Here is an 11282-nt window from a genome sequence, read left to right as displayed (position 1 = left end):
AAATCAGCCAGCGGCCAGTAGATAATATGGCCGAACCGGTCTTATCTGTAGGCGAGCGCGATCAGGGCCACGATGCCGGCGACGATCCGATACCAGGCGAATGGCGCGAACCCGTGCCGCCCGACGAAGGATACGAACCAGCGAATCACCACCAGTGCGACCAGGAACGACACGACGAAGCCGATCGCGATCGCGGTCAGGTGCGCGTCACCCAATTCGTGACGGCTGTTGAACAAGGCCAGTGCGGTCGCGCCCATCATCGTCGGAATGGCGAGGAAGAAGCTGTATTCCGCCGCCGTCTCGCGATCCACGCCCAGCGTAAGAGCGCCCATGATCGTCGCGCCCGATCGGCTGACGCCCGGGATCATCGCCAGGCACTGCACCACGCCGATGGTGAGGGCCGTGCGCCACGGCATATCCTCGACCGAGCGAGTGACGATCGTCTTGGACAGCCGCTCGATGATCAGGATCAGAACGCCGCCGACGATCAGGGCGATCGCCACCACCAATGGCCCGACGGTCGGCGCCTCCAGTACCGCCTTGATTGCCTTGTAGGCGAGCGCGCCGACCAAGGCGGAGGGCAGGAAGCCGAGCAGCACGTTGCGCGTGAAGCGGATCGCCGCAGGATCGCGCGCGAGCAATCCGTGGCCGACCTTCATGAACCGCCCCCAGAACAACACGATCACTGCCAGGATCGCGCCCAGCTGGATGACGATGTCGAACGTCGCATCCGCCTGCGGCAGGCCGAGCAGCGCGCCGGCCAGGATGAGGTGGCCGGTCGAGGATACGGGCAGGAATTCGGTCACCCCCTCGACGATGCCGAGCAGGACGATGATCAACAGGTCCACGAAACTTCCCCTCTCAAGGCCTCAGGCGGCCTGGCCGAGCGTGCCGAAGCGCCCTTCGCGGCGATAGCGCACCAGCCAGCCCGGCGCGACGGCGTCGAGTGGCGTGGGTGTGATGCCGAACGCGGCGAGCCCGTCGGTGCCGGTTACGACATTGTCGCTCTGCAGCATCTTCCACTGGTCCCGTGTGATCGGCGCACCCGGCAGGAAACCGAGATTGGACAGGGCCGAACCCGCGAAATCCGGCAGCTCCACGATCGTCGGATCGCGCCCGATCGCAGTGGCGATCCAGCGGATCAACTGCCCCATCGTCAACACATCCGCTCCGCCCAGCTCATACGTTTTGCCACCGAAACGATCCGGCTCCGAAAGCGAAAGTGCGACAACTTTGGCAACATCCGCCACATACACCGGCTGAAACTTCGCGCCCGCCCGCAACACCGGCACGACCGGCGCGGCGGAGATCATCGCGGCGAAGCGATTGACGAACTGGTCCTCGCGCCCGAACACGATCGAGGGCCGCAGGATCGTGGCGCTTGGGAAGGCCGCACGCACCGCGGCCTCGCCCTCGGCCTTGGACCGGCCATAAGCAGATGACGATTCGGCATCCGCGCCGATTGCGGAGATCTGCACCAGCGCCGATGCGCCGGCCGCGGCTGCGGCCTTCGCGACATTGCCCGCGCCTTCGACCTGGATCCCGTGGAAGTCGCCCGAAAGGATGCCGACCAGATTCACCACGGCGTCCGATCCGTGCACCGCCCGTGCGACCGAATCGTATTTGGTCACGTCGACGGCGGCGAACTGCGTCTGCCCCAATCCGCCTTGCGTCTTCAGGTGGAACGCGGCCTTGGGGTCGCGCTGCGCGATCCGCACCCGCGCACCCGCCTTCAGCAGATCCTGCGCGACATAGCGCCCGAGGAATCCGCCGCCCCCGATCAGCGTAACCAGCCTGTCCTTCATCACACCGCCTGCCTCAACTATTTCCGCCGATCCCCTTGCCCCAGCACCTGCTGTGTTGACAAGGCCGTCACCCCACCCCTAAAGGCCGCCCCCTACCCCGTGCCCAGATGGCGGAATTGGTAGACGCACCAGCTTCAGGTGCTGGCGGTCGTAAGGCCGTGGAGGTTCGAGTCCTCTTCTGGGCACCAGGGCCCCCTTTTCAGGGGGTCCCAGACGATCCCGAAAGCTTGAAAAAACCACGGTTTTCTGCCATAAACTGGCTCGGGAAGACCCGCGACGTGCCACTGCATCCCGATCCGATGTTGGCATCATTGTTGGTATTTCCGGGTGCCAACAATGGGAGATACCAACATGGCTCTCACCGCATTGGAAGTCCGCTCCTTCAAGGGCAGGGAGCGTCCGTACAAGGTCAGTGACTCAGGCGGCCTCTATCTGTTCGTTCAGCCCTCTGGGCAGCGCTACTGGCGACTGGCCTATCGGTGGGGCGGCAAGCAGCAAACGATGGCTCTTGGCGTATTTCCAGATGTCAGCCTTGCCGACGCGCGGGCTAAGCGCGATTCAGTTAGGAAGATTCTCGCCGACGGGAAGAATCCGGTTTCCGCTGCTCGTGAGGAAGAGCTAGCCGCAAAGCTTGCCGAGCAGATCACGTTCCAGGTCGTGGCCGAGGAATGGTACAGCAAATGCGAGCGCGAGGGCCGCGCGGAAATCACGTTGCAGAAGCAGCGCTGGCTGCTCGACTTCGCCTATCCCAAGCTTGGAACCCGTCCGATTAATCGCATCTCCGCCCATGAGGTGTATGAGGTCCTGCGCGGTATCGAAGCCAAGGGCCATTATGAAACGGCACGCCGCCTGCGCGGCACTTGCAGCCAAGTGTTCCGCTATGCGGTCGCTACGGCCCGCGCCGAACGTGATGTGAGCGCTGATCTGCGCGGCGCGCTGACCGCCCCAAAGGTGAAGCACCTCGCCGCGCTTACCAAGCCGGCAGAAGTCGGCGAGCTGATGTGCGCGATCGATGGGTTCGACGGATACCGCGTGACCCACGTCGCCCTAAGGCTGGCGCCACACCTGTTTGTACGCCCAGGCGAGCTGCGCCAGGCAGAGTGGTCGGAGTTCGATTTCGAGGAAGGCGTCTGGGCGATCCCGGCGGAGAAGATGAAGATGCGTCGGCCGCACCATGTCTCGCTGTCGAAGCAGGCACTCGCGATCATCGCTGACATCCGCCCCGTAAGCGGCAAGCATCGCTATCTATTCCCGTGTCAGGGGAAGCGCGATCGCCCGATGTGCGAGAACACCCTGAACTTGGCACTTCAGCGCCTTGGCTATGGCGGAGGCCGCATGACCACGCACGGTTTCCGCGCGATGGCGAGCACGCTGCTCAATGAATCCGGGAACTGGACCCCGGACGCAATCGAACGGCAGCTTGCCCATGTCGACGCGAACTCAGTGCGGCGGGTCTATGCCCGAGGCGAGTATTGGGACGAGCGCGTCCGCATGATGCAGGCATGGTCCGACGAGCTGGACCGCCTTCGTGCCGAAGCACTCGCGCGCTCGATGAACAGGAAGGCGGCGTGATCGCACCCCGTCGTTCGACACCGAACGGCCGCTGACACGATTGCGTTTGGGAGGATGAACCTTGGCCAGAGTTTTCACCCGCAGCGAATTCTACGACCTCGTCTGGTCGAAGCCGATGACTCACTTGGCGAAGGACTTCGCGATCTCGGATGTCGCGCTCCACAAGATTAGCAGGAAACATGACGTTCCCACTCCCCCACCCGGATGGTGGGCGAAGAAGGCGGCTGGGAAAAACGTCAAGCTAACGCCACTTCCCAAGACAAAAGCCGGGTCAGGCGACAAGATCACCATTGCCGGTGGAGAACTATCTCAGGAGCAGCCTTCGATTGCGGCGGTGCGCGAACAGGCGCGTATCCTGGCCTCTGGGGAGAAGCCCGACGCGGCGCCGCATCCGATTGTCGAGCGCACGCTCGCGAAGTTGAGGAAGGGCAAGCCTTCGCCCATCGGCATCGTCTCGGTTGCTGGACCTGGGCTCATCAAATGCGAAGTCGCGCCCGAGACGATCGATCGTCTCGGTGCGATCTTGGGCCAGATCGTGCAGGCAGCAGCGATGCAAGGGTTTCGCCTGATCGATGGCGAGCCCTCCGCGCGATTCAGCAATGAGGCCGAGAGTGTCGGGTTTACGATCTCGGAGTTGACCAAGCGCGAGAAGCACGTCCTGACGCAGGCCGAACAGGCGAAGGAAGATGCGTGGCTCCTGAAGCGGGAGCGGGCATCGAAGACTGATTCTTGGCGCACCTACGCCTTTGACCGACCGCGCTTTCCCGAATGGGATTATCGGCCAACCGGGCAACTCTCGTTCGAATTCGAACAGGTCTATCTTTGGGGCAGCACCTCACCGCGTCGCAGCTATCGCGATGCCAAGATCCAGCGGCTCGAAAACATGACGGTGGACATCGCAGTTGGCCTCGCCGTGCTCGCGGCTGCCAAGACCGAGGACAGGCTCAGGCGTGCGGCGGAGCAGCAGCGCGTGGAGGAAGTGCTTCGTCTCCACGAGCTTGAGGCGCGCGCCAAGCATATCGAAGAGCGTCGCGCTTCAGCCCTTGGCGCGATCCTCGGAGAACTCCAGGAACTCGACCGGCTTCGCGATCTGATGGCGCTGCTTGCAAAACAAGCGCCCGTCGATCCGACGCCACGCGTGGCCAGCTTTCTTGCTTGGGCCGCTGATCATCTGACAATGCGAGAGGGTCGGCTTTCGGCTCCATTGCTGGAAGAGCGTTTCACTGGCGAGCGCCTGTTTGGCGAGACCGACGATTTCGGTTTTCATGTGCGCAGGTATTAGGACGAAATCGCGTCGATGACGCCGACGGGCTCTTACCGGCGGCGGCGCCAAGGATTGCGGCTATCACCTGAGAGGTTGTCCCGCCATTCGCTGATGTGCTCGTCCATCTGATCCATCAGGTCGCCCTTGGCGTCCATATCGGAGACAAGGGCTACGCTAACAAAGCCGGGCTTGCCCTCTACGGCCGGCAGGCGCCAGACCTCGTAGCGCGTCACGCCATTCCTCGTTCCCGCTGGCGGGGTCGGGTTAGGTCCCCATGATTTCGCGAGGGTGGGGTCGCGTTCGCGCAACTCGTCGAAATCGATCGTCCAGCGTTGGTCAGAGACGGTGCCGAAAGCCGGAACGATGCCGGGAATGAGATAGTCCCGGACGATATTGTCGAGATCGTGGAGGACCGCTGGTGGCGTCTTGGGGTTCGGTCGAACAACGACCTCCAGTGCGACTGCGATCACCAGCGGATTGATGATCCAGTCCCAGCGCTTCTTGAACGCGGCGACTTCGTCCGACACCCTCTGCTTGAAGGCGGATGAGCCACCGGTCGCGATCGGCAGTTCGCCAACCTGGAGCCGAAACCTCGAATCGCCGACCAACTGCGCCCACATGGTCTTGTCGAACCCGGTCGGAATTCCCCTCGGCAGGCCGTACATCCAGCTCAGGACCGGTATATCGACGCCGCTGCGGCCGAGGAGCGCGCGCTGCGCGTTCCAACGGACGATCTTGCAGTAGGCTTCGTACATCTCGTCGCCGAGTGCTTGGCGTTGGCACCTTTCGTCCTGAACAAGATCGCGAAGCGTGTCGATCCACTCACCTTCGCGCTCTTGCTCCTGGTAGGTTTTCATACTCTCGGCAGCTCGAAGAGCCTCGGCCGCGAGCTCAAGGTCATCGAGCATGGCTCTGAACGGTCTGGCCTCGATGCGGATGCTGGGATGGCCTTCGCCGTGACGGCACAACACCGAAAGGGCCTGAATCTGGCGATCATCGGCGTATAACAGGCTCTTCTTTGGCCAATCCACTACCGCCATTCGCTCGCCAAGCAGGTCGAGAAGGTTCTTAGCGATCGTATGCGCGTGCGGCGGCGACTTGCTGGCTGTCGCCAGATCGAGCTTGAGCGCAACGTTGCCAGTGAAGGTGCTGCGCTTGAACGAGGTCAGTTGTTCGGCGACCGCAGTCTGGAAGGCGGCCCGATCAACGGGCGACATCTTCTTCGACTGCGGTTCAATATTATCGATGCTGACGTGGACGCGCCGTCCGCGCCGCTGTTGATAGCGGGCCGATGCACCGGCGTCGCTCGCCATGAAACTCTTGAAATCGCTCAACGCTTTCGCATCCTAAATTTAGCTCCAGCACATATAGCTGAGAATTCTCGCAAACCGACCGAGACAATCGAGCACCCGATACTCGCGGCTACGCCGAACCCTATTGGTCGTGCTCGTATGCGCTGTAAAACATCGGATTGCGCATCCAATCGTTCACCGCCGTTTCTCGCCAGCCGGTGCAGCGCGTGCTGATCTGCACGTTCTTCGGGAATGTGCCATTCTGGATCTTCCGGTACATCGTCGAGCGGCTGAGCCCGGTCCGTTGGAGAACCGCCTTCAGGCGAAGGATACGGTCGGGAGCGTCGGTCATGGCATAATCCTGTCTGCTTCGCTTTGGCTCCCCGCGAACAGGATTAGGATCTTGGAAGGCGCAAGGGGGCATGTCCAAAGCTGGCCGAAGATCGCCCTACAGCGCCCAAAAACTTGCGCTGGCGTAGGGGCCGATTTTGCGGTTGGAATCCCAGGGCGTCTCACGCCTTTAGGCGTGACCGCGCTCTACGCCGCTTGCGCGTCGCCGAGTCGCTCTTCGGCGCCTCGGTCCGTTCGGATGACGATCGCATGACGTGTGCCGGTGCTTCGCTCCGGTATGCTGGCATCGCGCAGGCGCGATGGCGTTGTGCCTCCGGCACTCGAACTGGCGGGGTGGGCGTCGCTTCCCTCTAGTCCCGCCGCGGCGGGCAGCAACCCGAGGCAAGCCTCGGGTGCGGCACACGTTGGCCCCTTCGGGTGCAACCCGCCGCTCCAGCGGGACTGCCGGTCCGCTCCTGCCGCCCACCCCGCCATTCCGGCGCCGGTTGCGGTGTTTGGAGTGAGGAAGATGGAAGAAAGGACCGGAAACCATCGGCAGAGCCTTTATGCCGAGGTGACATCGCGAGTAATTGCCGAGCTGGAAGCGGGGCGGCTGCCATGGGTTCAACCTTGGGACGGTGCGGCATGCGGCTGCACCATGCCGCATAATGCGGGCGACGGGCGACGCTATTCAGGTATCAACGTGTTGATCCTGTGGGCGGCGGTGATCGAGGGCGGCTACGCGTCGCAGCGCTGGCTGACCTATCGGCAAGCGCAGGCGGCGGGCGGCAATGTCCGGCGCGGTGAGAAAGGGACCGTCGTTTGTTACGCCGATCGCTTCACGCCCAAAGGCGAAGAGGGACGGGCGCAGGACGAGGATCGCGACGCGCGGCAGGTCGCGTTCCTCAAGCGCTTTACGGTGTTCAACGTCGATCAGTGCGAGGGGCTGTCCGACGCATTTGTGGATGTTCCGGACGCATCGATCGCGGTCGACATCCTGCCCCAGGTGAAGTGTCTGATCGCCGCCATCGGGGCGGACTTTCGGATCGGGGGCGGGGAAGCCTATTATTCGCCGGGCGGCGACTTCGTGGCGGTGCCGCCGCAGGCGGCGTTCGGCGAGCCGATGAACTGGTATCGCACCGCGTTGCACGAGCTTGGCCATTGGACCGGTCATCGCACTCGCCTGGACCGTGACCAGCGGGGCGGATTCGGCAATCCCGATTATGCCCGCGAGGAGCTAATCGCGGAGATGGCTAGCGCTTTTAATTGTGCGTCGCTGTCGATCCAGCCGATCGTGCGTCATGCCGACTATATCGGCAGCTGGCTTGCCGTGCTGCGAAACGATGAGAAAGCTATCTTTCGCGCGGCGAGCGCCGCCAGCAAAGCGGCCGATTATCTGCTCGGTTTCTGTCCCGAGCACGGCGATGCGACCGAGCGGGAGGTGGAGGCATGACCAACAATCAACACGACTCGCGAGCCGGTCAGCCGAGCGGGTCTGAGCGTTCGCTAGCGCCCGGCTCTGGCGCTCAGGACGCAGCAGACCTCGCGACAATGGAGCGCGCTATGCTGGCGTTGCCGCGTCTCACGCAGGAGATATTCCTCGCCCACCGGCTTGACGGTCTCGGTTATGCCAAGATCGGGCGGATCGTCGGTCTCACGCCGCGGCAGGTCGAACGACATGTGACTAGGACTATGGTTCATCTGTCGCGGTTCATGGACGGCGACGAACGCACACTATGGCAACGCCGCTGGCAACGCTTTCGGGCGTGGCTCCAACAATAATCCGCCAAGCCTCGTCGGCCATGCCGGCGAGGCTGTCCCAACCGTCCGCCCCGCGTTAGGATGAGAGGCGATGCAGACCAGTCTCGACCACTTGCCCCCGGCGAAGCAGCGCGAACTCGAACGCGTCGTGCAGATCCTGTTCGAGCAGTTTGCCGATGCGACCGCGATCGCCACGTCGGACTGGAAGAAGCAGGCGCGCATCCTGAAGGTCATCCTGTACGGCAGCTTGCGCGCGGCGGCTGGGTCGACGAACCGCACACCGCCAAGGGCTACCAGTCCGACTTCGATCTGCTGGTCATCGTCAATTATGAGAAGCTCACCGACCGCATCGAATTCTGGTCGAGCGCCGAGGACACGCTCAACCGCGAACTGGCGATCACCGGTACGTTGCGCACGCCGGTCAATTTCATCGTTCACACATGGCGCGAAGTGACCGCCGGACTGTCCGACGGGCGTTATTTCTTCACCGACATCGCCCGCGACGGCATCGCCATCTATCAGAGCGACGATACCGATCTTCCCGAGCCGAAACCCAAGACGCCCGACCAAGCGCTGGCGATGGCGCGGGAGTATTTTGAGGAGTGGCTGCCCAGCGCTGAGCAGTTCCTAATTCAGGGTCGAGAGGCTTCGGCACGGGGTTGGCAGAACAAAGCCGCTTTCGAACTTCATCAAGCAGCAGAGCGATATTTTCACTGCGTTCTCCTAGTCTGTTCATTCTATTCGCCGCACGTGCACAACCTCGGCTTCCTGCGCACTCAGGCCGAGCGGATCGATCCGCGGCTGATCGACGTCTGGCCGCGCGAGACGAAGCCCGATCGTTCGCGGTTTGAAAAGCTCAAGGAAGCCTATGTGAAGGCTCGATACTCAAAGCATTACCGGATCAGCGACGACGAACTCGCCTGGCTAAGCGAGCGAGTCGAAGCGCTCGGCAACGTCGTGGAGGTGATCTGTGAGGAGCATATTGCCGCGCTGCAGCAGAGCGCCGTTGCCTAACTCTGCTGCTTGCCGAATAACCTTGAGTCACCATCAATCGGTAGGCCGATTAAGCCGGGAGTTGAGAACGCAGTTGGGACAACGCACCGACACCTTTAATCTTGCGATCTGGACATACGCATCGGTCACCCGGCCATTTCCGATCATATCGATCATTCAAGCTCGGCTCCAAAATGGGGACGGAGATTTTCGCTCCATTCCTTGGTGCGGAGTCCGGGCCCGCCGCCCTCGGCGGAGCGCTGTAATTAAGTCGGATAGGGATCGAATGATTTATCGGCTTTCCACATGCTCAGCATTGCCACCGCGAGCTTCCGCGCCACGGCCATTCGTGCTTTCGGATAACCTATCCTCTTTGCAAGCGTCACGCCCCAGTCGCTAATGGCACAGCGCTTCTTCGCGACAGACATCATCACCCCCGCCGCCATGACGAGGTGTGTCCGCGTCATCCTGTCTCCCGACTTCGTTATCCGAGACCGATAGGTTGCTGTTCCGGACTGGCTGATCTTCGGTATCAGGCCAAGATATGCGCCGACGTCGGTGGTGTGATCGAAACGATGCGGCTCATCGATCGCGGAGAAAAAAGAGACCGCGCAGATCGGGCCGACACCCGGAATTTCCATGAACCGTTTGGTGACGACGTTCGAGAAGGCGGTCTGCCTGACCTGGAGATCGAGAGTCGATATGTAGCTGGCCAGCATTTCGCAGGCGTCGAGCATAGGTCGGATCTGATTGGATGCGGTCATTCCGTTCAACGACGTGATGCTCTTGAGCTCCGCTTCCACTTGCAAACGTAGTGCTTTGCCGACTCTCAAAGTCGTCAGCTCACTACCGTGATTGCGCAAGCTCGATCGAAGCGAATTCCTCGCGCCGACGTGCATCGTTACCATGCTGTTTCGGGTGATGAGCAGGTTGCGCACGCGCTGCGCTTCGGAGCCTCGGATGAAAATTTCCAACGAGCGCAAATTGCCGAGTTGGGCAACCTCTGCCAAACCTCTCGCGTCGTTCACGTCGGTTTTATGATGACGAATGGAAAGAAAGCGATGAACACTTCTCGCATCTAGGACCCGCACGGGGAAACCCATCGCGATCAGTCTTTTCGGTAAACCGACCGATCCCGTCTCCATCGCGACTGCCACGATGTCGGGCTTGCAGAGAGTTGAAAGTCCAATCGCAATCTCGGATGGCGATGACCCAGTCGAAAATTCGAGAATTGGATCAACGCTTTCGTCCAGTACGCAGACGTTCGTAATTTTCTCGCCCACGTCCAGTCCGACCCAAAGCTTTCGCATCGCGATGCTCCAAGACAATGCTGCGTTGGCGAGCTTCAATTTGGGCGCTAGGTCCGGCGCCTCACGACGACCCGCCTAAAACGAAGTTTCGAAGTACCGCCATCCGGTCCCTAAGGACGGCGAAGCTTACGCCGATTACAAACCAACAGCAAGAATATCACGGGACCACAAGTCGAGAAATATGACTCGGTGCAGCGGCGGTACTCTCTACAGCATAACGTAGGCGCCCACGTGCCTCATCGATGAATTATGTGCTCAAACCACGGCGACCTCGTCTCTGCCATAGGAGGCCTAAGTCTCTGCGGCTCTCGTCGCGCAGCATCATGGTCATTTCGAGCAACGCACCGTAAATGACGGCACGATCGTCATCGACCAGGTCGACGATCCCAGACTTCACGACCAGTCCGCCGAGCTCGATCAACTGACGCGTTCGTTCCCGACGCTTCACGACCCAAGCTCGCGTATCGCTGCGCGCACGATCAGCTTCAAGCCGGTGACGTGCCGCGGTTGTCCGCCGCAGCGACGCCATTGTCGCGCTGATCTGACCGACCAGCCCGGCTCTTACGCTGAAAGAACGCCGCGCCGCGCGTGCGCCAGCTCTCCTCAGCGCTCGCATCCTTGCTCTCAACCCCGGCGAGCAGTAGCCCGGCAAGATGCTCAATCGAGAGGGCGTCGGCACCGGTGGCAACGACGAGTTGGCCGAGCTGATGCAGCTTGCGCATTTGGAGCAACTTCGCCTTATCGGTCAGCGCTTGCAGCTTCGAATCAAAATCACGGAGTTTGTGCATAGAAGTGCCCTCAATTGAGATGTAAGAACGCACCAGTTAGAGAAGCAATCGATCAGCGTAAACAGCGTGGAATATTGTGGGACGACCCTGTCCCGAAAATGATGAAATCTTTTGAGGGCGCGCTTATACGTCGTGCCGACGTCGCTTTTGAAGTGTAAGTGGTTTGC

Annotated in this window: 11 protein-coding genes, 1 tRNA gene and 1 pseudogene; 6 read left to right on the top strand and 7 right to left on the bottom strand. The window is 61.5% G+C overall.

Going from position 1 to position 11282, the window contains the following annotated elements:
- Positions 1-41: 41 nt before the first annotated feature.
- Both U1738_RS13355 and U1738_RS13350 read right to left on the bottom strand, forming a co-directional pair.
- Positions 42-848, bottom strand: coding sequence for an undecaprenyl-diphosphate phosphatase (locus U1738_RS13355; RefSeq protein WP_332789550.1), 807 nt, complete (start codon positions 846-848; stop codon positions 42-44).
- A 21-nt stretch (positions 849-869) separates the two neighbouring features.
- Positions 870-1805 (bottom strand): complex I NDUFA9 subunit family protein, encoded by a 936-nt coding sequence (locus tag U1738_RS13350; protein ID WP_332789549.1) that lies wholly within the window; start codon positions 1803-1805, stop codon positions 870-872.
- 101 nt (positions 1806-1906) lie between these two features.
- On the opposite strand from U1738_RS13350, the gene U1738_RS13345 reads away from it, so the two are divergent.
- From U1738_RS13345 to U1738_RS13335, 3 genes are all read left to right on the top strand, one after another.
- Positions 1907-1993 (top strand) — tRNA-Leu (locus U1738_RS13345).
- 163 nt (positions 1994-2156) lie between these two features.
- Positions 2157-3377 carry a tyrosine-type recombinase/integrase gene (locus U1738_RS13340; RefSeq protein ID WP_332789548.1) on the top strand — a complete coding sequence of 407 codons (1221 nt, stop codon included), beginning with the start codon at positions 2157-2159 and terminating at the stop codon, positions 3375-3377.
- A gap of 61 nt (positions 3378-3438) precedes the next feature.
- Positions 3439-4659 carry a hypothetical protein gene (locus U1738_RS13335; RefSeq protein ID WP_332789547.1) on the top strand — a complete coding sequence of 407 codons (1221 nt, stop codon included), beginning with the start codon at positions 3439-3441 and terminating at the stop codon, positions 4657-4659.
- Positions 4660-4691: 32 nt separating this feature from the next.
- Here the strand turns inward: U1738_RS13335 and U1738_RS13330 are convergent, their stop codons facing one another.
- Both U1738_RS13330 and U1738_RS13325 read right to left on the bottom strand, forming a co-directional pair.
- Positions 4692-5975, bottom strand: coding sequence for a hypothetical protein (locus U1738_RS13330; RefSeq protein WP_332789546.1), 1284 nt, complete (start codon positions 5973-5975; stop codon positions 4692-4694).
- 100 nt (positions 5976-6075) lie between these two features.
- On the bottom strand, positions 6076-6285 hold the full coding sequence (locus U1738_RS13325; RefSeq protein WP_332789545.1) for a helix-turn-helix transcriptional regulator: 210 nt from the start codon (positions 6283-6285) through the stop codon (positions 6076-6078).
- A gap of 507 nt (positions 6286-6792) precedes the next feature.
- Between U1738_RS13325 and U1738_RS13320 the strand changes: the two genes are divergently transcribed.
- From U1738_RS13320 to U1738_RS13310, 3 genes and pseudogenes are all read left to right on the top strand, one after another.
- Positions 6793-7716 carry an ArdC family protein gene (locus tag U1738_RS13320; protein WP_332789544.1) on the top strand — a complete coding sequence of 308 codons (924 nt, stop codon included), beginning with the start codon at positions 6793-6795 and terminating at the stop codon, positions 7714-7716.
- Complete coding sequence (locus U1738_RS13315; protein WP_332789543.1) at positions 7713-8045, top strand: sigma factor-like helix-turn-helix DNA-binding protein; 333 nt, start codon at positions 7713-7715, stop codon at positions 8043-8045. The genes U1738_RS13320 and U1738_RS13315 overlap by 4 nt, the downstream gene beginning before the upstream one ends.
- 70 nt (positions 8046-8115) lie before the next feature.
- Positions 8116-9038, top strand: a pseudogene (locus U1738_RS13310) (HEPN domain-containing protein).
- Positions 9039-9283: 245 nt separating this feature from the next.
- Here the strand turns inward: U1738_RS13310 and U1738_RS13305 are convergent.
- The 3 genes from U1738_RS13305 to U1738_RS13295 all read right to left on the bottom strand — a co-directional run bounded on the left by U1738_RS13305 (position 9284) and on the right by U1738_RS13295 (position 11148).
- Positions 9284-10366 (bottom strand): IS110 family RNA-guided transposase, encoded by a 1083-nt coding sequence (locus tag U1738_RS13305; protein ID WP_332789542.1) that lies wholly within the window; start codon positions 10364-10366, stop codon positions 9284-9286.
- Between the two features lie 208 nt (positions 10367-10574).
- Entirely contained in the window at positions 10575-10856 is a 282-nt protein-coding gene (locus U1738_RS13300; protein WP_332789541.1) for a conjugal transfer protein TraD, read from the bottom strand.
- The gene (locus U1738_RS13295) at positions 10813-11148 is read right to left on the bottom strand and encodes a conjugal transfer protein TraD (RefSeq protein WP_332789540.1); all 336 of its coding nucleotides are present in this window, start codon (positions 11146-11148) and stop codon (positions 10813-10815) included. Before U1738_RS13295 ends, U1738_RS13300 begins: the two co-directional genes overlap by 44 nt.
- Positions 11149-11282 lie beyond the last annotated feature (134 nt).

Origin of the sequence: Parasphingomonas caseinilytica, assembly GCF_036663755.1 — a bacterium.
GTDB lineage: Bacteria > Pseudomonadota > Alphaproteobacteria > Sphingomonadales > Sphingomonadaceae > Sphingomonas.
The sequence above is the reverse complement of the archived record's forward strand: the minus strand, read 5'-3'. Positions and strand labels throughout refer to the sequence as shown.

Excerpts from the sequence above, each read along its gene's own strand:
- U1738_RS13300 (WP_332789541.1), bottom strand. The coding sequence starts at position 10,856 with ATGGCGTCGCTGCGGCGGACAACCGCGGCACGTCACCGGCTTGAAGCT.
- U1738_RS13350 (WP_332789549.1), bottom strand. The coding sequence starts at position 1,805 with ATGAAGGACAGGCTGGTTACGCTGATCGGGGGCGGCGGATTCCTCGGG.
- U1738_RS13325 (WP_332789545.1), bottom strand. The coding sequence starts at position 6,285 with ATGACCGACGCTCCCGACCGTATCCTTCGCCTGAAGGCGGTTCTCCAA.
- U1738_RS13320 (WP_332789544.1), top strand. The coding sequence starts at position 6,793 with ATGGAAGAAAGGACCGGAAACCATCGGCAGAGCCTTTATGCCGAGGTG.
- U1738_RS13340 (WP_332789548.1), top strand. The coding sequence starts at position 2,157 with ATGGCTCTCACCGCATTGGAAGTCCGCTCCTTCAAGGGCAGGGAGCGT.
- U1738_RS13315 (WP_332789543.1), top strand. The coding sequence starts at position 7,713 with ATGACCAACAATCAACACGACTCGCGAGCCGGTCAGCCGAGCGGGTCT.